This is a genomic window from Hymenobacter guriensis (assembly GCF_015773195.1).
GTDB lineage: Bacteria > Bacteroidota > Bacteroidia > Cytophagales > Hymenobacteraceae > Hymenobacter > Hymenobacter guriensis.
The window spans coordinates 20730-44443 of record NZ_JADWYK010000003.1 but is presented as its reverse complement, the minus strand read 5'-3'; the positions used below and the strand labels follow the sequence as shown (position 1 = coordinate 44443).

18 protein-coding genes are annotated in these 23714 nt (G+C 60.6%); 11 read left to right on the top strand and 7 right to left on the bottom strand.

Annotation, left to right across the window (positions count from 1 at the left end; translation table 11 throughout):
• Window positions 1-61 precede the first annotated feature (61 nt).
• Window positions 62-1387 carry a TolC family protein gene (locus I5L79_RS06150; protein WP_196954154.1) on the bottom strand — a complete coding sequence of 442 codons (1326 nt, stop codon included), beginning with the start codon at window positions 1385-1387 and terminating at the stop codon, window positions 62-64.
• A gap of 211 nt (window positions 1388-1598) precedes the next feature.
• On the opposite strand from I5L79_RS06150, the gene I5L79_RS06145 reads away from it, so the two are divergent.
• The gene (locus tag I5L79_RS06145; protein WP_196954153.1) at window positions 1599-3698 is read left to right on the top strand and encodes a sigma-54-dependent Fis family transcriptional regulator; all 2100 of its coding nucleotides are present in this window, start codon (window positions 1599-1601) and stop codon (window positions 3696-3698) included.
• A gap of 107 nt (window positions 3699-3805) precedes the next feature.
• Entirely contained in the window at window positions 3806-3949 is a 144-nt protein-coding gene (locus tag I5L79_RS06140) for a hypothetical protein (RefSeq protein WP_196954152.1), read from the top strand.
• Window positions 3950-4024: 75 nt separating this feature from the next.
• On the opposite strand, the gene I5L79_RS06135 is transcribed toward I5L79_RS06140, so the two are convergent.
• Window positions 4025-6511, bottom strand: a complete 2487-nt coding sequence (locus I5L79_RS06135; RefSeq protein ID WP_196954151.1) for a M1 family aminopeptidase — start codon at window positions 6509-6511, stop codon at window positions 4025-4027.
• Between the two features lie 303 nt (window positions 6512-6814).
• On the opposite strand from I5L79_RS06135, the gene I5L79_RS06130 reads away from it, so the two are divergent.
• On the top strand, window positions 6815-8095 hold the full coding sequence (locus I5L79_RS06130; RefSeq protein ID WP_196954150.1) for an AAA family ATPase: 1281 nt from the start codon (window positions 6815-6817) through the stop codon (window positions 8093-8095).
• An 88-nt stretch (window positions 8096-8183) separates the two neighbouring features.
• Window positions 8184-9215: a 5-methylcytosine restriction system specificity protein McrC gene (locus I5L79_RS06125; protein ID WP_196954149.1), complete on the top strand. Its 1032-nt coding sequence runs from the start codon at window positions 8184-8186 to the stop codon at window positions 9213-9215.
• Here the strand turns inward: I5L79_RS06125 and I5L79_RS06120 are convergent.
• Window positions 9181-11769: an erythromycin esterase family protein gene (locus I5L79_RS06120; protein ID WP_196954148.1), complete on the bottom strand. Its 2589-nt coding sequence runs from the start codon at window positions 11767-11769 to the stop codon at window positions 9181-9183. The genes I5L79_RS06125 and I5L79_RS06120 overlap by 35 nt on opposite strands.
• A 146-nt stretch (window positions 11770-11915) precedes the next feature.
• On the opposite strand from I5L79_RS06120, the gene I5L79_RS06115 reads away from it, so the two are divergent.
• Both I5L79_RS06115 and I5L79_RS06110 read left to right on the top strand, forming a co-directional pair.
• Window positions 11916-13562, top strand: coding sequence for a TldD/PmbA family protein (locus I5L79_RS06115; protein WP_196954147.1), 1647 nt, complete (start codon window positions 11916-11918; stop codon window positions 13560-13562).
• 118 nt (window positions 13563-13680) lie between these two features.
• Window positions 13681-15015 (top strand): TldD/PmbA family protein, encoded by a 1335-nt coding sequence (locus I5L79_RS06110; RefSeq protein ID WP_196954146.1) that lies wholly within the window; start codon window positions 13681-13683, stop codon window positions 15013-15015.
• An 80-nt stretch (window positions 15016-15095) separates the two neighbouring features.
• On the opposite strand, the gene I5L79_RS06105 is transcribed toward I5L79_RS06110, so the two are convergent.
• Window positions 15096-15401 (bottom strand): GIY-YIG nuclease family protein, encoded by a 306-nt coding sequence (locus tag I5L79_RS06105; protein ID WP_196954145.1) that lies wholly within the window; start codon window positions 15399-15401, stop codon window positions 15096-15098.
• 148 nt (window positions 15402-15549) lie between these two features.
• Between I5L79_RS06105 and I5L79_RS06100 the strand changes: the two genes are divergently transcribed.
• From I5L79_RS06100 to I5L79_RS06090, 3 genes are all read left to right on the top strand, one after another.
• Complete coding sequence (locus I5L79_RS06100) at window positions 15550-17196, top strand: TldD/PmbA family protein (protein WP_196954144.1); 1647 nt, start codon at window positions 15550-15552, stop codon at window positions 17194-17196.
• Between the two features lie 73 nt (window positions 17197-17269).
• Complete coding sequence (locus I5L79_RS06095) at window positions 17270-18595, top strand: TldD/PmbA family protein (RefSeq protein WP_196954143.1); 1326 nt, start codon at window positions 17270-17272, stop codon at window positions 18593-18595.
• A gap of 245 nt (window positions 18596-18840) precedes the next feature.
• Complete coding sequence (locus I5L79_RS06090; RefSeq protein ID WP_196954142.1) at window positions 18841-19512, top strand: hypothetical protein; 672 nt, start codon at window positions 18841-18843, stop codon at window positions 19510-19512.
• Between the two features lie 173 nt (window positions 19513-19685).
• Here the strand turns inward: I5L79_RS06090 and I5L79_RS06085 are convergent, their stop codons facing one another.
• Both I5L79_RS06085 and I5L79_RS06080 read right to left on the bottom strand, forming a co-directional pair.
• A complete protein-coding gene (locus I5L79_RS06085; protein ID WP_394368789.1) occupies window positions 19686-20249 on the bottom strand; it encodes a porin family protein in 564 nt (187 codons plus the stop codon).
• Window positions 20250-20360: 111 nt separating this feature from the next.
• On the bottom strand, window positions 20361-20999 hold the full coding sequence (locus I5L79_RS06080; protein ID WP_196954140.1) for a porin family protein: 639 nt from the start codon (window positions 20997-20999) through the stop codon (window positions 20361-20363).
• A 202-nt stretch (window positions 21000-21201) separates the two neighbouring features.
• Between I5L79_RS06080 and I5L79_RS06075 the strand changes: the two genes are divergently transcribed.
• On the top strand, window positions 21202-21828 hold the full coding sequence (locus I5L79_RS06075) for a DUF4159 domain-containing protein (protein WP_196954139.1): 627 nt from the start codon (window positions 21202-21204) through the stop codon (window positions 21826-21828).
• A 6-nt stretch (window positions 21829-21834) separates the two neighbouring features.
• Here the strand turns inward: I5L79_RS06075 and I5L79_RS06070 are convergent, their stop codons facing one another.
• Window positions 21835-22371 carry a hypothetical protein gene (locus I5L79_RS06070; protein ID WP_196954138.1) on the bottom strand — a complete coding sequence of 179 codons (537 nt, stop codon included), beginning with the start codon at window positions 22369-22371 and terminating at the stop codon, window positions 21835-21837.
• 307 nt (window positions 22372-22678) lie between these two features.
• Between I5L79_RS06070 and I5L79_RS06065 the strand changes: the two genes are divergently transcribed.
• Entirely contained in the window at window positions 22679-23656 is a 978-nt protein-coding gene (locus I5L79_RS06065; RefSeq protein ID WP_196954137.1) for an AAA family ATPase, read from the top strand.
• Window positions 23657-23714: the final 58 nt, after the last annotated feature.

The following is a 23714-nucleotide window of genomic DNA, read 5'->3' as shown; positions in this document are numbered from 1 at the left end:
GAAGTGAAATGAGCGAATTGTAAAAGAGAGCTTTACAACTTCACCTTTCACAACTTCACTGCTACCATATCTGCTCGCCGGTGGCACGCTTGAGCTGGTACTGGCCGAGGGTGTAGTTGTAGATGGCCTGCAGGCGCGAGAGGCGGGCCTGGGCCAGCTGGGTTTCGGCATCCAGCACGTCGAGGTTGGTGCCTACGTCGTAGCGGTAGCGGGCCTTGGCGCGGGTGAGGGCATCCGTAGCCTGATTGATCTGCGTGACGGCGTTATCGTAGCGGGCGGCGCTGGACTGCAGGTTGTTGGCGGCCTGGTGCACATCGGCGCGCACCTGCTCCTGCGTGTCCAGAATGCGGGCCTGGGAGCCGCGGATGTTGGCCTGGGCCTCTACCCGCTGGTTTTTGTTTTTGCCCCCGTCGTAAATCGGCACCGACAGCTGGGCCACCAGCGTGGAGTTGGGCCTGAACTTATCGAGGTTGGGCTGGTAGCCGTTTTTGCCGCCCAGCTGCGCGCCCACGCCCAGCAACGGCAGGTTGCTTTTCTCAATAAGCCGCAGGTTGGCGCTGGCCGTGGCCTCGGCATCACGGGCCAGCTTCACTTCGGGCCGGTTTTCCAGGGCCCGCGCCAGGGCAGCCTGCACGTCCAGCGGCTGGGGCTGGTAGGTGAACGTGCCGCGCACCGGCACTTCGTTGTACTCGGGCTTGTGCAGGTAGCGGGCCAGCTGCACCTGCTGGTTGCGCAGCTGGTTTTCGAGGTCGATGCGGGTGTTCTGGGCCTGGGTGATGCGCACCTGCGTGGTCGTCACGTCGAACCTGGTGCTTACGCCGCCTTCCACGCGCTTTTCCATCTCGCGCTGGTGCTGCCGAAGCGAGGCAATCTGCTCGTCCTGCACCTTGATGCTTTCGCGCACAAACAGGATGTTGTAGTACACCTGCACAGCCGAGTAAGCCAGGTCGCGGCGCGTCACGTTGATCTGGTCAACGGCCGTCACGCGGCGGCTTTCTGCCAGTTTGTACGTGGCATCCTTCTTACCAAAGTCCAGCAGGCCGTACTGAATGGTGATGTGCGTATCGTAGTTGTTGTTGGGCGCAAACTGGAAGGGAGGACTATCCGGCGACAACTGCAGCTTTACTACCGGGTCGATGCGGGTATAAGTGGCCGTGCCGGTAACCTGGGGCAGAAAGCCACCGCGGGTCTGCGTCACGCGGCTGGTAGCCGCGTTTACTTCTTCTTCCAGCGTGGTAATGGCCGGGTTGGCATCCAGTACCGAGCGGATGGTGCCATCCAGCGTCAGGGAGTCCGAAAGCACGGAACCCTGCTGAGCGTAGGCGGCGCTGCCGCTCAACAGCCCCAGGGACAGCAGCGGCGCGGCAAGAGTTGATCGAGAAAGCATAGACAAGGACTGATGAAGGTCGCTCCCCTATTACCCAAGCCCATGCCAGGCAGTTACACAGATTAAAAAAAATTGAAAACCCTTCTTAAAAGCCTAAAAACGCATAAATTTTTTAATATAGCTCGATAAACTGTAACCGCCACACAGATTAATATTCCTTATATTTGAGAAATTCCCGATTTGTACCTCCTGTTATTTAAGGAAACACAAGATGCCTGACCAGGACGATTCGCTGCTGCTGTACCTGAACGATGCCATTGCCATCACCCGGGACAAGGAAACACTCTTTCGCACCGTCACGGAAAAGCTGCGGCTGATTTTTCCCTTTGATGCCATTACCATCCTCACTTTCGACGCCGAGCACCAGTACCGCCGCGTGTTTCTGCGCGACTACCTCGGCGAGCTGCTGCTGCCCGACCAGGCGGCGGGCGCCAAGCCCAGCCGGGCCCCCATCGAAGGCACGCCCATTGAGGAGTTTGTGCGCCATGCCCACCTGCGCCAGTACGATCTGGAGGAGCTGCTGACTTCTTACCCCGCATACCAGCCGTTTTGCGCCCTGCTCGATAAAGGCATGCGTTACTTTGTGGTGGTGCCGCTGCGCACCGGCGGGCACCTTATCGGCCTGCTGTCGTTGGTGGCGCGGCGCCGGCCCGCGTTTGCGCCTACCGACGAAGACCTGCTCGAAAAAATCGGCAGTCTGGTAGCCGTGGCTGTTACCAACACGCTGGCCTTCGAGGACATTGCCCGCCGCGAACAGGAAAAAACGATGCAGCTGGCCCTCAACAACGCCCTGCTCAGTATCAAGGACCGGGGCGAGCTGTTTCGCACCATTGCCACCGAAATCAACCAGGTGGTGCCCTGCGACTTTTTCGGGGTGCGCCTGCACCTGCCTGGCTCACCTATCCGTGCTTTTGCCGAGCTGGTGAAGCAGCCCGATGGCACCTTTGCCGCCCTCGACGAAAACCGCCGGGACGAGCTGCCCGAATTCGAGGAAGCCAAGCAGGATGCCGTTGAGCTGTTTATGCGGCCCGGCGTATACGTAGGGGCCGATTTTGACTCCCTAGCGGAGCGCTATACCATGCTGCGTTACATTCGGGAAAATCATGGCACCCAGTCTTTGCTTTGCACGCCCCTGGACCTGGGCGACGAGCAAACAGCATCCCTTATTATGGCCAGCCATCAGCCCCTGGCCTTCACGGCGGAAATGCTGGAGCTGATTCTGACGCTGGTGCCGCAGATTCGCCTGGCTATGCAGAACGTGCTGGCCTTTGAGCAGATTGAAGCCCTGCGCACCCAGTTGGAGCGGGAGCGAACCTACCTTATCGACGAAATCAACACCACGGCCGCTGCCCGCTTCGGCGACTTTGTGGGCGGCAGCCCCAGCATGCAGCAGGTGTTCCGGCGCGTGGAGCAGGTGGCCCCCACCGACAGCACCGTACTCATCACCGGCGAAACCGGCACGGGCAAGGAGCTGGTGGCGCGGGCCCTGCACAACTTTTCCCCGCGCAAGGAGCGGGCCCTGGTGAAAATCAACTGCGCGGCCCTGCCGGCCCAGCTAATTGAAAGTGAGCTGTTCGGGCACGAGAAAGGCGCCTTCACCGGAGCCCACGACCGGCGCATTGGGAAGTTTGAGCTAGCCGATGGCGGCACCATTTTCCTGGATGAAATTGGGGAGTTGCCCCTGGATTTGCAGGCCAAGCTGTTGCGGGTGCTGCAGGAAAAAGAGTTTGAGCGCATTGGCGGGCGGCGCGTCATTCATACCAACGTGCGGGTGCTGGCCGCCACCAACCGCGTGCTGGAAGAGGAAGTAGCCGCCGGCCGCTTCCGCGCCGACCTGTACTACCGCCTCGACGTATTTCCGATTCACCTGCCCGCCCTGCGGGAGCGTCCCGAGGATGTGGAGCCGCTGGTGCGCCACTTCCTTGAGCGCTTCACCAAGAAGCTGGGCAAGCCCGTGCGCACGCTCCGCCCCCGCGACCTGAAAGCCCTGCAGCGCTACCCCTGGCCGGGCAACATCCGGGAGCTGGAGCACGTGGTGGAGCGGGCCGTTATTGCCTCCACAGGTCCGGCCCTGGAGTTTGCGGGCTTTTCGGCCACGGCCGCCGCCGCAGCGCCGGTGGCAGCATCCGCGCCAGGCCCCTTGAAAACGCTGCGGGAACAGGAGCGGGACCATATCCTGGCTGCTCTGCATCAAACGGGCGGCCGCGTGAGCGGCCCCCAAGGCGCGGCGGTTCTGCTCGACATCAACGCCAAAACGCTGGAAGCCCGCATGAAAAAGCTGGGTATCCGGCGGGCACACACGGTGGAGTAGCCTACGTACTATGCGCCGACGCGCGTGCATCATTTTGAGCAGCCTGCCCATGGCCGCCCGGGCTGCGTACCAGTGCGTATGGTTTCACTTCGTAACTGACTACGACCATGACTGCTACCAACGTTCCTAAAGCTCCTGCACACGATGATCCAACCCACAAAAAGCAGGAAGATCAGCACCCCAATACCAACCAGGACACCAACAAGGGCAAAACCATAACGCCCGATAAAGCCCACGACCCACAGCGGTAACCGCACCGTACTCAAAATCAGAACGGCCCCGCATTCTAAGGAATGCGGGGCCGTTCTGTTTGCTTTCAGGTCAAGCTATTTCGCGGCCTGAATGTCGGCAATGGCCTTTTCGGCTACCGGCTTGTTGGTAGCGGCATTGGGCTTGCCTTCCTGGGCTTTGATGGCGGCCTGCAACATCCCGATGATGGGCTCATCGGCGCCGTATTGCTTGTACTTCACGCCCAGGCCGCGGAGACGCTCCACGTCTTCGGCAAAGGCTTTCGGCTCGCTGAGGCGGGTGAGCATAGCGCCCATGCCTTCGAAGTAGCCAAACCGCTCCTGCTCACTGGCGGCATCAAAGCGGGTCCGCACGAAGTCCCACTGGGCGTCGCCGCCGTGCTGGCTATATACGCCGGCCACCGCCTGGCTGATGCTGGCTTCGTCGCTGGCTTCCAACTCCTTGGCTTTCGCCAGGGCCGCTTTCGTGTTTACGCCACCCAAGCCTTTCAGCGCGGCCGCCTGCACCCCGTACGACTGGGCCTTGAGCTGTTGCGTGAACACCTTTTCATCCTTCTTGTCCTGGAGCTTGGCCAGCGACGTGAGCAGAGAAGCCGTGGCTACCGGGTCTTTTTCCACGCTTAGGCGCTTGCGCAGGGCCGGGGCTGCCAGCTTGGCTACCTCCTTGTTGTCGAGCTTGAGGCGCTCGGCCGCTACCATTCGGAGGTTGTTGAACTTGTCGTTGAGGCCGGAGACCAGCAGCTTGCGGGCGGCTGCGTCGGTGGTTTGCTTTGACTCGGCCGCCAGCAAAGCTTCGCGGCGCGCTACGTAGAGCGGGGCGTGCTCATACTGGTAGGCAAACTCCGCCAGGGGCTTGTTGTCGGTCTGCTGCCACACCAGGGTCTTCTCGGCGTCCACATCCACTAGGTCGGGCTTGGCCGCGAGGGGCATGGTGAAGGTCTGGCTGGCCTGGGTCATCATCACGCGCTGGCGCTGGGGCTTGCCGTTCACCCAGTAATCAATAGCCATGGGCAGCTGAAACACCTGGCCGGGCTGATTTTGCTTGATCGTGACGGACTGCACTTTCTTGGTCGCGTCCCAGTTGTAGTCGATGCTCACCACGGGGTGACCGGTGCCGAAGTACCACTGGTTGAAAAACCAGTTCAGGTCCTGGCCCGACACGGCTTCCAGCGCCAGGCGCAGCTGGTGGGCCTCGCCGTTGCCAAACTTATTGTCCTGCAAATACTTCTGCAGGCCCGCAAAGAATACGTCGTCGCCGAGGTAGGTGCGCAACATGTCCAGAATGGCCCCGCCCTTCTGGTAGCTCACCAGGTCAAACATGTCCTCCTTGTCGTCGTAGTGGAAGCGCACGAGGTGCTTCTGGGCGTCTTTGGGGCTGCGCAGGTAGTTGCGCAGGTTGCGGTGGTTGTGCGAGTCGGCGGCATCGGCCCCGTACTTGTGCTCGGCGTACAGGCCTTCGGAGAAGTCGGCGAAGCTTTCGTTTACCGTCAGGTTGCTCCAGCTTTCGGCCGTCACGTAGTCGCCAAACCACTGGTGAAACAGCTCGTGGGCAATAACCGACTCCGTCTGGTATTCGCGGTCCAGGAGCTGCCGGTCAGTTTTCTGCAGGAAGTCCCCGTGCAGGGTGGCCGAGGTGTTTTCCATGGCCCCGCTCACGTAGTCGCGCACCACAATCTGGGCGTACTTGTTCCAGGGGTACTCCACGCCCAGCCGGGTCGAGAAAAACTCCAGCATGTCGGTGGTGTTGCCAAAAATCTGCTTGGCGAAGGGTGCGTACTTGGGCTCAAGGTAATACGTCACGTCTTTGCCGCGCCAGGTGTCCTTCGTGATGCGGAAGTCCCCCACCGCCATCATAAACAGGTAGGGCGCGTGGGGCAGGTCCATCTTCCAGGTGTCGGTGCGCAGGCCCGCGCCGGCGGGTTTCTGGCTTACCAGCGCCCCGTTGCTCAGCGTCACATACTTGCTGGGCACCGTCATGCTGATTTCGGACGTGGTTTTCTGGTTCGGCCGGTCGATGGTGGGGAACCACACCGAGGAAGCTTCCGTCTCGCCCTGGGTCCAGATCTGCACGGGCTTGCCGGCCACGGCGCTGTCGGGGTTGATGAAGTACAGGCCCTTGGCGTCATTGATGGCCGCGCTGCCTTTGGTTTTCAGCTCGTCGGGCTTGGCCGTGTACTCAATGTACACGGTGTAGGCTTTGCCCGGTGTCATCGTTTTTCCCAGGTTGATGCGCAGGTTCTGCTTATCGGAGTAGTCGTATTTCAGGGGTTGCTGCTGGTTGCCGTTCACCAGGGCTACCGTTTTGATGTCCATGCCTTTGGCGTCCAGCCGCAGAGAATCGGTAGCGTAGGCGTGGGGCTTGAGCGTAAGCCAGGCTTTGCCGTTGAGGTAGCGCTTGGCGTAGTCGAAGCCCACGTCCAGCTTGGTGTGCACCAGGCTGTTCACTTTCATAGCCGAAGCTCGGTAGGGGCCCTCCTGCGCCGGAGCGGCGGGTGCGGTGGCGGGGGTTTGAGCCAGGCCCAGGGTGCTTAAAAAGCAGGCGAAGGCGGTAAGGGTTGTTTTCATAGAATGGGGAAGAGGGGAAAACGTCGGGCAAAGAAAGCAGAAAAGGTGGCAAGCACAGGCTAGTGGTCATTACTCCAACCTTGTGGCTGCTTTCGGATCAGCTTCCTGGTCGTGCATAAAGCAAAGATATGGTTTGCTATTATGCAATACAAGGTACTGTATAAAACAAAATAACAATAGTTTCTAAATGCCCTACTGCTGACGATAAAGTGACAGGCGCAAAGGCAGGCTACCAGCAAAACGGAGGCATAGCCAAGGCCACTTATTTGGCCGCAGTGGTGTTTTGCCCGTACTTTCCTGCCAATGTCCTCGTCTACCTCGTCTCCCCTACTCACCCGGCAGCACGTTCTGCGCGCCCTGCGGCAGCTGGAGCGCGACGACCAGCCCCTCGCGGCCAGCACCGTCTACGACCTGGTGTACCGGGGCCGGCGCTACCCGCCGCGGGCCGTAGCGCAGCTGGCGTACCGGCTGGCCAACGACGATGCCGCAGCTACGTGGCCGCTGGGCAGCGGGGCGCCCACCAACCGCCTGCTCGAAAAGCTGGACTTCACCATTGCCACCAAGCGCCCTACGCTGGCCAACTCGTCTCTGGACGGGGACGTGGCCGAGCAGGACAAACTCACGGACCTCTACACCGGCCGCCCAAGCCGGCAGCCGATGCGGGCTCTCAAGGTAACTGCGGCGGCCGAGCCCGTGGCAGCCTATGTTTCCGGCCCCGCCTACGACCGGGCTCAGGCCGAGCAGGAAGTATTCATCGGCCCCGAGAAGCTGGATGCGGCCCTGGCCGGACTGCGGCGGCGCAAGAACCTGCTGCTCCAGGGCCCGCCCGGCACCGGCAAAACGTTTCTGGCCCGACGCCTCGCCTGGCTGGAGCTGGGCGCCCAGGATGCGGCCCGCACCGAGCTGGTGCAGTTTCACCCGAGCTACAGCTACGAGGATTTCGTGCAGGGCTTCCGGCCCGATGCGGGCGGCAAGTTCCGGCTGACGGATGGGTTACTGGTGCAGCTTTGCCGCCGGGCCGCCCAGGACCCAGCGCGGCCGTATTTTCTGCTGATTGACGAGCTAAACCGGGGCAACGTGAGCCGCATCTTCGGGGAGCTGCTGCTACTGCTGGAAGCCGATAAGCGCGGCCCGGCCCACGCCGTTGCCTTGCCCTACGCTCCGGCCGGCACGCACTTTTTCGTACCCGAAAACCTGTACGTCATCGGCACCATGAACACCGCCGACCGCTCCCTCACGCCCCTGGATTATGCCCTGCGGCGGCGCTTTGCTTTCGTGGAGCTGGAGCCGGAGTTTGGGCCCGCGTTTCAGGACTTCCTGCGCCAGCAGGGCGTGGGGACTGAAATCATAGAGCAAACAGTCAGCCGCCTGACGGAGCTCAACCAAACCATAGCCGACGACCCCGACCTGGGCCCGGACTTCCGCATCGGCCACAGCTACTTCTGCCAGCCGCCGACACAGCCGGAAGAAATTGTGGGGTGGCTCCGGCTGATTCTGGAGCAGGAAATTGCGCCATTGCTCACGGAATACTGGCTCGATGAACCCGCCAAAGCAGCGGCTGCCAAGCGCCGCTTGCTGGCCTGATTTACCTCAAGTGCTGCCGGCGGGGCGGGGTTGGCCCACCTAACTCCGTCCACAAAATCCGTGTAATCCGACTAATCCGCGCGAATCCGTGGTCCCGATACAGAACCTGTACTACCTGCTGAGCTACGCCTGGAACCGGCTGCCAGCGCGCCATGAGTTGCTAACGGCGGAAGGGCAGGCCTTTGAGCGGCCGGTGGAGCTGCTGGCTCATTTGCTGCTGCTGCATTTGCGGCGGTATTTGCGTTCAGGTTTGCCACCGACGTACCGGGAGCGAGAAGCCGAGCTGCCGGAGCTGCGCGGGCGGGTGCTGCTGGCGCCCAGCCTCACGCGCAACCTGCTGCCCCGGGGCCGCGCCGTCTGCCGCTTCGATGAGCTGGGCTATGACGCGCCCTTACACGGGTTGTTGCTGGGCACGGTGCGGGAGCTGGGCCGCACAACCAAGTTGCCCGCTGGCTTACGGCAGGAGTTGCGCCGGGTGCAGCGGCAGTTCCCGGCTGATATTGCCCCGCTGCAGCTAACCAACGATACGCTACGGCTGGCCCGGCGGCAGCGGCCTGTGGGTATCGGGACCATGCTGCTCAACATCTGCGAGCTGCTGCACTTGAGTCAGCTGCCCGAGCCCACGGCCGGTGGCCGCCCCCGTTTCCGGGACTTCCGGCGCGACGAGACCGTGATGGCGCGGCTGTTTGAGCAGTTCGTGCGCAACTTCTACCGGCTGGAGCAGCGCCACTTTCGGGTGCAGAGTGAAACCATTGCCTGGCAGGCCGCCGCTGAGCACGCGGCCGACCTGAATTTGCTGCCCAGCATGATTACTGATATCTCCCTGGAAGCACCCAAACGCAAAATCATTCTCGACACCAAGTACTACTCAGCGGCTCTGCGCACCCGCTACGACCGGCAGCGGCTGATTGCGCCCCACCTCTACCAGCTCTACGCCTACCTCCAGAACCAGCAGCCGCTGCCGGGCCAGCAACTGGAGGGCGTACTGCTGTATCCGGCCGCTACGCAGGAGGTGGATGTTCGCTACACCCTGGGTGGGCACCCGGTGCGCATCGTCACCATCAACCTGGCCCAGCCCTGGCCCGCTATTGCGGCCGATCTGCTGGCGCTGGTGAGGTGAGGCCGAGGCCGCTCGTGGACTTTTCCGCTTCCGGCAACACCACCTGGTAGGTTTCCCAAAACTCGGGGCGGTAGGGTACATTGAGCACATCCGTCATGCTGCTGCGGAGCACAGCGGGGTTTTTCAGCTCCAAGCCCGTGACGAGCAGCTGGTAATTTTCGGTGTGGCGCTGCCGGGCCTGCGTGGCCAATATCACGTAATCCTGCTGAAACTCTATCTGACTGTATTTGAGATAGTAGCGGCCATTTACTTCTTCGTACTGGTACACGTCGTGGGCTTGGCTGATATACTGCGCGGGGCCGGGCAAACCCAAGCGCTTTAGCACTTTAACCTTGGTGACGGTAGCCGGCTCCCGCGTCATGCGCACATCGTACTTCACCACCGCAAAGTTGTCGGCGTCGATGTAGATAGTACCCTCAAAGGTTTCGGGCGAAGGATAGCCGTAGGGCGTGGTGAAGGTGTTGGGCTTGTTGCAGCGGAAGGCTATTGCGTGCACCGCGCGGCCTTTGTACTGCGTGGGCTCGCGCAGGGTGAGCTGGTAGTGCGAAGCCGGCCCCTCACTCAGTAGGTTGCGGGTGGTCAGGATGGGGTCGTGCCCCCACATCTGCTGCAGATAGGAGAAAGGCTGGTTGCGCAGGGCCGGCACGGTTTGGCGGCGCAGCTGCCGCACGTGGGTGAGCTTACTTTCGCCAGCCCGCTCCCAGCTGCCCCGGCGGTAGCCTTCAGCATCATAAAAATCCACGGCCGCTTCCTCTTTCAGTAGGAGCGAGTCGGCCTGGTGGCGCTGGTAGCGGTAGAAAAACTGCGCGCTGTGGGGCTGCTGCGGGTAGTTGTCGGCCAGATGCTCGCGGGTTTTGGCCAGAATGGCCGCCGCGCTCAAGGGGGCCTTCACCAGCACCTCACCCAGCAAATGCTCCTGGGGCACCAGCCGCACCTGCAGGGGCTGCCCGGGTTGCAGGCGGGCCAGCTGCAGCCGCGCCGACGCGTAGCCGATAGAGGAAATCTGTACCGTGTCGCGGGCGTGGCTGGCGGGAACGAACAAAGAAAACGCCCCTTCCAGGTTGCTCACGGTGCCCAGAGTAGTACCACGGAGCCCCACGCTGACGAAGGATACAGGGGCGCCGGTTTTGGCATCAAGCACTAGGCCGGGCAGCTGCCGGCCCGGCGCCAGCGGCGCGCCTGGGGTTTCCTGGTCGGCACTGTAGGGCGTGGTGGGGCGCATATCTCGCGTGAAGAGCATACCATCGAACACCTGCTTCCAGCGGCCCAGCAGCGGCAGGTAGCCCAGCGGCGAGGCGTAGAACGCAGCATCGGCAGAGGCGCGCAAATCCACGAAGCCCAGCAAACAACCCCGGTCCTCGAAAGCCTGCTCCAGGCTACCCTTGGGCGGCGTGAGCACCGCCGACAGCGAATTCGGCATGGCCTGGTTGCCGTAGGTGCCCCCATAGGCCGTAAAACCGATGGAGTACACCGCCCCGCCCAGCTGCGCTTTCAGGGCCTGCCCCATCGGCACGAAACCGGCCAGCGTTTCCCGCAGTGAGGGAGCATCTTCCTCGCTACCCGGCTCCGGCGGGTGTTGGGCGCGCATCCGCCGGGCATATTCCTCCGAGAGGCTGGTAGGCTCACTAAGGGCGGCGTAGCTGTTGGCAATGTGCGAGGAAGCGGCCCAAACAATGATTTTCTCGCCGGGGAACTGCCGAGTCAGGAACAGCAGGTTGTCGGCCATCAGCGCGTCGCGGTAATCTTTGGGCGGCCGGTGCCCCCGGAAGGCTTCCTTATCGGCTTCCATGGCGGCCCCAATGCTCTTGAGCCACTGCCGCCAGAAAGCGGCTTGCGGAGCCTGGGCGGGCTGATTTTTCGCAATACTGGTGAGCGACTTGCGGGCTTTATGAAACCAGCGGGCCAGGTGCACGGAGTCGGCGGGATGGGTGCGCAGCTGCTTGAAGTCGCCGCCGTTCAGTAGCTCGCCCAGCACTTCGGCTATGGGGTAAAACTCGGCTTCCGGCCACGGCGTGCGGCGGTCCTGGCGCAGAAACTCCCGCAGCTCGGGCACGGCCAGGTACTCGGTATACTCGCTTTGCAGGTTGCTGTCGAAACCCGTCACGTGCAGGCCACGATGCGCATCCAGGTAAGCCCCCAGGGGCTGAAACTCGGCCGTGCCCGACCAGATACGCTTGTTGTAGAGGCAGGCCTGCAGGGCTGGTAGCGCCGGCTGCCCCGCCTGAATATTGCGCCCGGCTTTATCTACCCCGTACATATCGGCTTCAAACGCCAGCACCGTGAAGCCCAGCGAATCGTGGAGGTAGCGCACCAAGTCCACCTTCAGGGCCAGCGTGGTGCCATCCTCGTGCATCTGTTCCCCCAGGGCAACTACCCGCGCCGTGCCAATAGCTTTGCGCAGGGCCGCAAACCGGTCAGGTGCCACTTCATTGAGGCAGGTGAGGTTGGTAGGCACAGTCGGGGTAGCTGGCTGCGCCAGCGCGGGGCTGCTTAGCATCATCAACAGCAGCAGAAGCCAACTGAGGTGCAGGAATCGACAGAAGAGGATAAGCATAAATGAGTCTGGAATAAGGCGACAAGATGAGACTTTTCAGAGAGGAATATCGTGCGGCTGCATCCGATGCATCCAGCCCTCCTCATCCGCGTCCTTTTCTTACATTCACTCATTCTTCGGCCTATTCCCCTTAAACTTTTACCTGCTTGAAACGACGCGACTTTGTGGGGCTGACCGGTCTGGCGACCGGGGCTCTGTTCCTGCCCGGCTTCCCCAGCCTGGGCGGCACCCTGGTACACCCCGAGCGGCTGCTCGAAACCGTGGACCCCGCCGTAAAAAAACGCCTGGCCGACTCGGCCCTGAACGCGGCTAAATCGGCGGGAGCTTCCTACGCCGACGTGCGCATCGGGCGTTACCTCAACCAAAGCATCTTCACCCGTGAAAAGCAGGTACAGAACATTGCCAGCGGGGAAAGTTTCGGGGCTGGGGTACGCGTCATTGCCAACGGAACCTGGGGCTTCGCAGCCACCAACACGGTGACGGAAGCCGGCCTGGCTAAGGCCGCGCAGCTGGCCGTAGCCATTGCCAAGGCCAATGCTAAAGTGCAGAAAGAACAAGTGAAGCTGGCCCCGCAGAAAGGCTACGGCGAAGTAAGCTGGAAAACGCCCATCGTGCAGAGTGCCTTTGAAGTGCCTATTGCCCAAAAAGTTGATCTGCTACTCTCGGCCAACGGCCGGGCCCTGGAAAACGGCGCTTCCTTCGTGAATTCGGCCTTGTTCCAAGTGAATGAACAGAAGTATTTTGCCAGCACCGACGGCTCGTACATCGACCAGGATGTGCACCGCATCTGGCCCACGTTCAGCGTGACGGCCGTGGACCGGGCCAGTGGCAAGTTCCGCACCCGGGAGGCGCTTAGCTCGCCCATGGGCCTGGGCTACGAGTACATGGTGCCAAAAGCCCAGGACAAAATTGCGGGTCCCGCCGGCTCGGGCCTCACCGGGTATAAAAACAGTTACGACATCCTAGAAGACGCCGCCCTGGCCGCCAAGCAGGCCAAGGAAAAGCTGACGGCCAAGAGCGTGACGCCCGGCAAATACGATTTGGTGCTCGACCCCAACCACCTCGGCCTCACCATCCACGAAAGCATAGGCCACGCCACCGAACTGGACCGCGTGCTGGGCTACGAAGCCAACTACGCCGGCACTTCCTTCGCTACCCTGGAATGGAAAAAGCAGGGCAAGCCCTACGGTTCCAAAATCGTGAACATTGTGGCCGACAAAATCCAGCCCGGCTCCCTGGGCGCAGTGGGCTACGACGACGAAGGCGTGAAAACGGGCCAGTGGGACATCATCAAGGAGGGCCAACTGGTAGACTACCAGAAGATTCGGGACCAGGCCGCCATGGTGGGCCAGGACCACTCCGATGGGTGCTGCTACGCGCAGTCGTGGCAGGATGTGCAGTTCCAGCGCATGGCCAACATCAGCCTGCAGCCCGGCAAGCAGAAAATGAGCGTGGACGACATGATCAAGAACGTGGACAAGGGCATCTACATTGCCGGCCGCGGCTCGTTCTCCATCGACCAGCAGCGCTACAACTTCCAGTTTGGAGGTACCACGTTCCACGCCATCGAGAAGGGCAAAATCGCGGGCATGCTGGAGGATGTGGCTTACCAGGCCAACACCCAGGAGTTCTGGAACTCGTGTGCAGCCATCTGCGACCAGTCAGACTACCGCATGTTTGGTTCCTTCTTCGACGGCAAGGGCCAGCCCAGCCAGGTGTCGGCTGTGAGCCACGGCTCCAGCACCACCCGCTTCAACGGCGTGAACGTCATCAACACCGCCCGGAAAATTTAATGTGCTAATGTGGCCGGATGTGCTGAGGTGCTAATGAAAGAACGACCATCAGCACCTCAGCATATTACCCACATTAGCGAAGCGGAGCACATTCCACCACATCAGCACATTCCAAGAAATGGCTATTCTCTCCAAGGACGAAGCCCAGAACATACTTAAAAAGGTCCTCAGCTTTAGCACCGCCGACGAGTGCGAGGTGACGCTGAACGGGACCACCGGCGGCAACGTACGCTCGGCCCGCAACGCCATCAGCACCAGCGGCGCCCTCGACAACGTGTCGCTGGCCGTGGAGTCGCGGTTTGGCAAGCGTAGCGGGGTGGCTACCTGCAACGAGTTCGATGACGCCACCCTGCGCCGCTGTGTGCAGCGGGCCGAGGAAATTGCCCGTCTGGCCCCCGAAAACCCCGACTACGTGCCCCTGCTGGGCCCCCAGCAGTATCTAGCGTCGCCGCTGTCGTTTGCCCAAAGCACGGCTGGCATCACGCCCGACTACCGTGCCCAGCAAATGGCGGCCACCTTGCAGCTGTGCGAGCTGCGCAAGCTGTCTTCGGCCGCCTTCCTCGAAGACTCGGCCGGCTTTGTAGCCAAGCGCAACAACAAAGGACTGGAAGCTTACCAGCAAGCTACCGACCTCACGTTCAGCATTACGGTGCGCACGCCCGACGGCACGGGCTCCGGCTACGCCACGGCCGACTACAACGACGCCAGCAAGTTCGACGCCGCCCGCCTGGCCAAAACAGCAGCTGATAAAGCCGCCATGTCGCGGCAGGCCAAGGCGCTGGAGCCGGGCAAGTACACCGTCATTCTGGAGCCCGCGGCGCTGGTCGCCAACTCCGACGCCTCGCTGCTGGGCGCCATGATGGGCGCCATGGATGCCCGCTCCGCCGACGAGGGCCGCTCGTTCCTGAGCAAGAAAGGCGGCGGCAACAAGAAAGGCGAAAAGCTCTTCGACGAGCGGGTAACCATCTACTCCGACCCCACCTACCCCGAAATTGCGGACCTCACCTTTGCCGGCGACGGACGGCCCCGCCAGAAAACTACCTGGGTGGAAAAAGGCGTGGTCAAAAACCTGTACTCTTCGCGCTTCTGGGCCCAAAAGCAAGGCATTCCGGACCTCCCGCCTCCTGGCGGCTTCATCATGGAGGGCGGCACGCAGAGCCTGGAGGAGATGATCAAGGGCACCGCGAAAGGCATCCTGGTTACGCGCCTCTGGTACATCCGCCCCGTAGACCCGCAAACCCTGCTGTACACCGGCCTGACGCGAGACGGGACGTTTTACATCGAGAATGGGAAGATCAAGCACCCAATCAAGAACTTCCGCTTCAACGAGTCACCCATTATCATGCTCAACAACCTGGAGGCGTTGGGCAAGCCCCAGCGCGTTGCGGGCAACCTGGTGCCCCCAATGAAGATTCGGGACTTCACCTTCACCAGCCTCTCCGACGCGGTATAGTTGTCATTCCGAACGCAGTGAGGAATCTGGCTTAGCCTCTTATTGGTATCGCCAGATTCCTCGCTTCGCTCGGAATGACACTAATCCTCCGTTATTTCTGCGGTTAAGTCGCGCCATTCGGGATTGACTGCGTTAATCAGCGCCTCCTTCTTTTCCCGGCGCCAACCCTTGATTTCCTTTTCGCGGGCTATGGCCTGCTGCACATCCTGGAAGGCCTCCCAATGCATGAGCAGGTTGCAGAAATAGCGACCGGCAAACGTAGATGGGCGGCCTTCCTGGGCTATGTGCTCATCGAGCCTCCGCGTCAGGTCATTTGTAATGCCGGTATAGAGTACCGTGCGCTTAGGATTGGTCACCAGATAGACAAAATATTGATGATGACGCATCTGCTCAGTCCCTAGGATATGTACTGAAAATATAGCGTTTTTGTCATTCCGAACACCGTGAGGAATCTGGGTTAGTCTCTAATCGGTAGCCCCAGATTCCTCACTGCGTTCGGAATGACACTTTCTCCTTCCCTAATCCCCTACCACTTTGAAAAGACGAGATTTTGTTGGCCTCACTGGTTTAGCTACCGGGGCGCTGTTCTTACCCAGCCTGCCCGGCATGGGCGGCGTGCTGGTAGACCCCGAGCAACTGCTCGAAACTATCGACCCGGCCCTGAAAAAGCGCCTGGCCGACGCAGCGCTGAACGCGGCTAAATCGGCGGGGGCCTCCTACGCCGACGTGCGCATCGGGCGCTACCTCAACCAGTACGTGTTTACCCGCGAAAAACAGGTGCAGAACATTACCAGCACCGAGAGCTTCGGGGTGGGCGTGCGGGCCCTGGTGAACGGAGCCTGGGGCTTTGCGTCTACCAACCTTGTCACCGAAGCCGGCATTGTGCAGGCCGCCAAAAATGCCGCCGCCATTGCCAAAGCCAATCAGCGCGTGCAGAAGGAGCCAGTGAAATTGGCTGCCCAGAAAGGCTACGGGGAAGTGAGCTGGAAAACGCCGATTGAGCGCAACGCCTTCGAAGTGCCGGTGAAGGAAAAGGTAGACCTGCTCCTGGCTGCCAATGCCAAAGCCCTGGACAACGGCGCGAGCTACGTCAACTCCGCGCTGTTCCAGGTAAACGAGCAGAAGTACTTCGCCAGCACCGACGGCTCCTACATCGACCAGGACGTGCACCGCATCTGGCCCACGTTCAACGTCACGGTGATTGACCGCGCCACCGGTAAGTTCCGCTCCCGCGACGCCATGGCCTCGCCCATGGGCCTGGGCTACGAGTACCTCACACCCCGCGCCAGCGACAAGCTAATGGGTCCGCAGGGAACCGGCGTCATCGGCTACAAGCAGCGCTACGACATGCTCGAAGACGCCGCCCTGGCCGCCAAGCAGGCCAAGGAAAAGCTCACGGCCAAGAGCGTAACGCCCGGCAAGTACGACCTCGTGCTGGACCCCAGCCACCTGGGCCTCACCATCCACGAATCGGTAGGGCACCCTACGGAGCTGGACCGGGTGCTGGGCTACGAAGCCAACTACGCCGGCACGTCCTTCGCGACGCTCGACTGGAAAGCCAAAGGCCAGCCCTATGGCTCCAAGCTGGTGAACATTGTGGCCGACAAGCTGCAGCCCGGCACCCTGGGCGCGGTGGGCTACGACGACGAAGGTGTGAAAACCAAGGAGTGGGACATCATCAAGGACGGGAAGCTGGTGAACTACCAGAAAATCCGCGACCAGGCGCACGTGATGGGCCAGCAGGAATCGGATGGGTGCTGCTACGCCGACTCCTGGAGCAGCGTGCAGTTTCAGCGCATGCCCAACATCAGCCTGCGCCCCGGCACCGCCAAGCTGAGCGTGGACGACATGATCAAGAATGTGGACAAGGGCATCTACATTGCCGGGGAAGGCTCCTACTCCATCGACCAGCAGCGCTACAACTTCCAGTTCGGCGGCAAGGTGTTCTACGCCATTGAGAAGGGCAAAATTGCCGGCATGATTGAAGACGTGGCCTACCAAGCCAACACTCAGGAGTTCTGGGGCAGTTGCGCGGCCATCTGCGACCAGTCCGACTACCGGTTCCTGGGCACCTTCTTCGATGGCAAGGGCCAGCCCGGCCAGGTGTCGGCCGTGAGCCACGGCTCTAGTACCACCCGCTTCAACGGCGTGAACGTCATCAACACCGCCCGGAAAATTTAATGTGCTCGTGTAGCCTCTTGCTACCCCGCCACGTGCCAGCACATTCTGTTCCCTCATTAGCAGACTAACTTCTATGCCCATACTTTCCCAAGACGAAGCTCAGGCTATCCTGAAAAAGGTGCTGAGCTATTCGCAGGCCGATGAGTGCGCCGCTACCCTGCGCGGGCGCACCAGCGGCAACATCCGCTACGCCCGCAACACAGTAAGCACCGCCGGCCAGTCCGACAACGTGTCGCTGGCCGTAGAATCGCGGTTTGGCAAGCGCAGCGGCACGGCCACCTGCAACCAGTTCGACGATGCCACCCTGCGCCGCTGCGTGCAGCGGGCCGAGGAAATTGCCCGCCTCGCCCCCGAAGACCCCGAGTACGTAGCCATGCTAGGCCCGCAGCAATACCTGGTACCTAAGGCTTATGCAGCCAGCACCGCCGCCATCACGCCCGACGTGCGCGCCCAGGCCGCCGCCGACAGCATCACAATGTGCGAGGCACGCAAGCTCACGGCGGCGGGCTTCCTGGAAGACGGGGCAAGCTTCACGGCTCTGCGCAACAGCAAAGGCCTCGAAGCCTACGAGCAAAGCACGAACGTCGATTTTTCGGTAACGGTGCGCACACCCGACGGCACCGGCTCGGGCTACGCCGTGGCCGACTTTACTGATGTCAAGAGCTTTGATGCCAAAGCCCTGACCAAGCGCGCCGCCGATAAGGCTGCGGGCTCGGTGAATGCCAAGGCCCTGGAGCCGGGCAAGTACACCGTGATTTTAGAGCCGGCTGCGCTGGTATCGGACGAAGGCCTGCTCAACAGGCTAGTGTATGCCCTCGATGCCCGCGAGGCCGACGAGGGCCGCTCGTTTCTGAGTAAGAAAGGCGGTGGCACCAAGAAAGGCGAAAAGCTCTTCGACTCGCGCGTCACCATCTACTCCGACCCACTCAATGACCAGGCTCCTGGCAGCGTGTTCGATGGGGAAGGGCTGCCCGTCAAGCGCATGCCCTGGATTGAGAAAGGTGTGGTGAGGAACCTGTACTACTCCCGCTATTGGGCCGAGAAAAGCAAGGCCGAGGCCACGGCCTTTTCCGGCAACTTCATCATGGAAGGCGGCACGCAAAGCCTGGAGGAGATGATCAAGGGCACGGCCAAAGGCATCTTGGTCACCCGCCTCTGGTACATCCGCGACGTAGACCCGCAAACCCTACTGGTGACCGGCCTGACGCGGGACGGCACGTTCTACATCGAGAACGGGAAGATCAAGCACCCGATCAAGAACTTCCGCTTCAACGAGTCGCCCATCATCATGCTCAACAACATTGAAGCCATGGGCAAGCCCCAGCGCCTCGGCGGCAACCTAGTGCCTCCGCTGAAGATTCGGGACTTCACGTTTACCAGTTTGTCGGACGCGGTATAGCTGTCATTCCGAGCGAAGCGAGGAATCTGAGTTAGCCCCGCGTGGGTAAACCTAGATTCCTCGCTTTGCTCGGAATGACAAGTGCTCTACTAGTCTCGCTCCTGAGGATTCGGGACCTCACCTTCATCAGCCTTTCCGGTGCAGTGCAGATGTTGTCCCGTTATATCTTTTAGCTTTAGGGCCGGTCTTCCTTACAGCTTACAGCAAGGAACGCTGGCCCTTTTACTTACCACCATCTTGATTGTATGTATCGATTATTGTACGTGCTGGCTTTACTGGCGCTACCTGACTTTGTACAGGCGCAAACCCCAGTTGCGCCAGATACCAGCGTCTGGCGCGACACGGGGCCCAAAACACCTCATGGGCTGGCGATGCTGAAAATGGCCGATGGCCGGGCGGCGCGGGCTTATTTCCCGGTAAACCGGCTTGGCTTCGAAAAGGCCATTGACTACTTCCCTACTAACCCCAAGGTGCGGCCTTTTCCCAAGATTAAATACCTGGATGTAGACCAGTTGGCTTCGGCTACTATCCGCGGCTATTACTACGAGAATATGCGGGCAGCCGGGGAGCCGGACGTGCTGGCGGTACGTCTGATAGAGGGACCTGTTGAGCTTTTTGCGTTGCGTGGCACTGCTGCTTCTAAAGTACCTGTGTTACTTTCTCCCGTTTCTGCGCTTGCTTCCGTGGCCGCCCTGGGGCTGATGGCGGTAGATAATAACCGGTGGTTCCTGCGCCGCAACGGGCAGCTGGTGGCCATTACACACGGCAAATTTCGGCCGTTTATGACTGAATATACCGCCGATTGTCCCGCTCTTAGCGAGCAGGTACGAACGGGTATCAAAGGGTTTCAGCACAACGATATGCCCGAAATTATCCGGCTCTACAATGAGTTTCTGCTTAGCTCAGCCGGCAAATAGAATAGTCGTTTCTCCATAAGTAAGCCGAACGGATAGCCAGCAACCTGGTGCCGCCACTGAAGCTTCGGGACCTCACCTTCATCAGCCTTTCCGACGCGGTATAAAAGAATTCGAATACAGAAAAGCCGATACCCGCAGCAGGTACCGGCTTTTTATTGTCGTGGTTGAGCTGCTTACTTTTTCCCGAACAGGTAGCCTACTGAGAACTGCGCTACCCGATTGTACAAGCCTCCAAACCCGAGCTGCCTACGAATACTCTGCGTCTGAGGGTCGTTATCGATGTCCAGCAGACCGTAGTTCAGCCTGGCGTCGAATACGAACCCATTGGCAGCTTCGAAGCCCAGGCCCCCGACGACGCTTATATCGGTAGATTTAAGCGGTGACTTGGAGGAGCCCGTACGCAGCCCCAGTTGCGGGCCTACATTCACGTAAAGCGGCCCTCTGATATACTGTCGCAGCAACACGGGCACGTTGAAATAAAACGGGTCCCGCTCTTCGCGCTGTCCGTCGTCGTACTCGATGTTTGCTCCTTGCTTTTGCATGTTCAGCTCAGCTTGCACGCTGAATAGCTGCTTACTAGGCTTGAACCGCACCAGTGTGCCTACCATCAAACTACCACGCATATGCGCCTCACTATTGATGGTGCCGCTCAGAGTAGACAATGATGCGCCCAGCTTGATGCCTACCCGGGTTCCTCCAGGAGTTTGGGCCGAAGCGGCATAATTCATTCCGAGCATAATGCCTGCTATCAGGCCTGCCAGTAAAAATTTCTTCATTGATAAAATAAAAAGGCGTGACTTGTACGGGTACAAATCACGCCTTTTTATCCAGTTCTGCGCTACACGCCCTTACTTCCCCAGCTGAAATGCAGCGTAGGCCTGGATAACGCGGTTCTTGAGACGCGCATCATTGGCACTGCTGATGTCCTTGTAGTCGGCAATATCGGTGAGGCCGGCGTTGAAGCGGCCGCCGATGCGCAGGCCCGCCGCCAGCTCCAGCTCCAGGCCGGCGCAGAGGCTGAAGTCCTTGCTGTTGTACTTGTCTTTCACCTGCCCGCTCACATTGCCGTAGCTGGTTGGTGTGGGCGGCGAGGTCGAGAAATCGTAGCCCGTCACCACCGTACCTACTTCCTTGGCCGTGAGCAGCAAACCGAACTGCGGGCCGGCCTGCAGGTGCAGCTTGCTGAGCTTGAGGTCGAACAGGATGGGCAGGTTCACATACTGCAGCTTGGTTTCGTAGTCTGCTTTGCCCTGCTTGAACTCCGAGCCCTGCACCGAGTACAGCAGCTCCGGCCGGATGGAAAGCGGCCCTACTACGTTGTAGACGTAGAACAGCCCCGCGTGGTAGGAGAGCTGATAATCGGTTTTCTGGTTGATGTCCTGCCCGTCGAGCACGGCCGCGTTGACGCCGCCTTTGATGCCGATCTGCGCCTGGGCTGCGCTGCAAGCCAGCAGGGCGCCCAGCAGGGTAAACAGTAGTTTTTTCATAGCCGAAAAAAGAGAAAGTAGAAAAGTAAAGGTAGGCGGCCGATAGGGCAGAGTCAACAGGCCGGCTGCGGCCGGGCTGCCGCCTTCAACGCCGCGCGGCCGGCGGCAGTGTGGTCCGACTCGATTTTTTGGCCCATTTTGCGCGCCGCCGTGCCACCTCCGCCGGGCTTTGGCGTCTTTGCCGCACCGCGCTTTTTCCTGTATGCCCGCTACCCCGTTCACCTTCGTGCGCCTTCGCTACCGCTCCGGCGACTGGGACGCCGTGGACGAGCGGATGCCCACTAACCTGCTGCACTCTCTTATTCAATACACCAAAGTGCCCGTGAACCAGCGGGAAAAAGTCGTGTCCCTGGATTCGCCGGAGCTGTTCAACTACCCGTTCTGCTACCTCTCGGGCCACCGGCTGGTGCAGTTCTCAAGTCAGGAAAAAAAGAACTTCGAGCAGTACGTGCGGGCTGGCGGCTTCGTGTTTGTGGATGACTGCAACCACGACATTGATGGGCTGTTTGCGCGCTCCTTCGAGGAGCAGATGCGCCAGTGCTTTGGGGCCGGGGCCCTGAAGAAGCTGCCCAAAACCCACGCCCTCTACTCCCAGTTCTTCAAGTTCCCGGAAGGACCGCCCCCCACCGGCTTCGAGCTCAATGGCTGGGGCGACGACCTGGTGCACGACTATCTAAAAGGTATCGAGTTTAACGGCCGCCTGGGCGTGCTCTATTCCAACAAGGACTACGGCTGCGAGTGGGACTACGACTTCCGCAACAAACGCTTTCTGGCCGAAGACAACACCAAGTTCGGCGTCAATATTCTGCTGTATGCGCTGACGGCGTGATATGCCTCAGAACTGATAACCTATTCCTCCACGCGCTTCGGGACGGATACCTGGCTTCAGCATTCCGAAGCTGACGCCGTTATTTCCCGGGTTAGATGCCCGGTCGTTTCCCAATACAGCCCAATACGTAGCACCGGCCGCAAAATCAAGCATAATGCGCGGTGTACCCCGGCTCAACCGATGCTGCCACCCTATCAATACGCCAGATTTGAGGCGTTTCGCATGAATAACGAGTAGCGGCGGCTCGTCAGTCAGCCGAAGGGCCAAAAAGCCCACTCCCGGAGCCAGGTAGAAACTAGCCAGAGAAGAGGGCGTTTTTTTCGGCGGGCGCACGTAGTAGCGGGCTGATAAACTGCCGCCATAACGCCGTGCTTCTGGCTCCCCGCCATTCAGGGCTATTTCGGTATTCACGCTCCACCGTTCTGCCACAGCCCGCTCATATGATAGAATAACGGGAAAGAGTAGTTGCCGATCAGCGAGCAGGTTGTAGCCAAGGTTGAGCCCCAGCGGCGTCAGCAAATCGAGGCGCAGGGTGTTGCGCAAACCAGGTTGGGGCTTCACTATCGGCGCGGGCTCCGATTGCGCCTGAGTAAGCCAGGGACTTAGCAAAGCCCCCAGCAAAAACAGGAAAGCAGCGCGGCGAGATGAGCTAAGACGGTGGGAGTGGTTGCGTATCATGGCCTGAAGTAGATAGATTGGCCCCCGCGTAGCAAACTATTCGCGGGCCGGATCAGACCTTAGCCAAAGCAGAAATCCCGCATAATGACCACCCGGGAAGCATCCTTTTGCTTTTTTTCGCGGACTTTGCCTCGCCTTCACCCCTCCCTTTCTCTGACTTCCTACAACTGCAGTGACCGAACAAGACGTAACCCGCCTGCTGGCTAAGCTGCCCGTACTCCGCCAGGAAATTGCCAAGGTGATTGTGGGCCAGCAAGCCGTGCTGGATGAAGTGCTGGTGGCATTGCTGGCTGGCGGCCACGCTCTGCTGGAAGGCGTGCCCGGCCTAGCCAAAACCCTGCTGGTGCGCACGCTAGCTCAGGCCACCGACTTGCCCTTCCGCCGCATCCAGTTCACGCCCGACCTGATGCCTACTGACATCCTGGGCACTGAAGTGTTGGAGGAAGACCACGGTACCGGCCGCCGCACCTTCACCTTCCAGCCCGGCCCCATCTTCGCCAGTCTGGTACTGGCCGACGAAATCAACCGCACCCCACCCAAAACCCAGGCGGCGCTGCTGGAGGCTATGCAGGAAGGCCACGTTACCTACGCCGGTCAGGAGCACGCCCTGCCCAAGCCGTTTTTTTTGCTGGCCACCCAGAACCCCATCGAGCAAAGCGGCACGTATCCGCTGCCCGAGGCTCAGCTTGACCGGTTTCTGCTTTACATCCGCATTGGCTACCCCACCGAGCAGGAAGAGCTGGCGGTACTGAGCGGCACTACCGGCACGACCCGCGCCGAGGTGCGGCCGGTGCTGAGCGGCGAGGACGTGCGGCAGCTGCAGCAGCTGGTGCGGCAGGTGAGCATCAGCCCGGAACTGCTGGGCTTTGTGAACCGGCTGGTGCGGGCCACGCGCCCGGCTACTTCCACCGTGAAGTTCATTCAGGACTACGGCCGCTGGGGTGCGGGCCCCCGCGCCGGTCAGGCCCTGATTTTGTGCGCCAAGGCCCGGGCCCTGCTGCAGGGTCGCTTTGCCGCCACCCTCGACGACTTGCACGCTCTGGCTCCCGCCGTGCTCCGCCACCGCGTACTGCTCAACTTCAATGCTGAAGCCGACAGCCTCACCCCCGATGACGCCGTAGCTGCCCTGCTGAAAGCGGTAGCAGTGTAGCTATCCGTTGCTCGTTGTCGGTTGTTAGGTCATTTTGCCTTGACCTATCGAACGAACA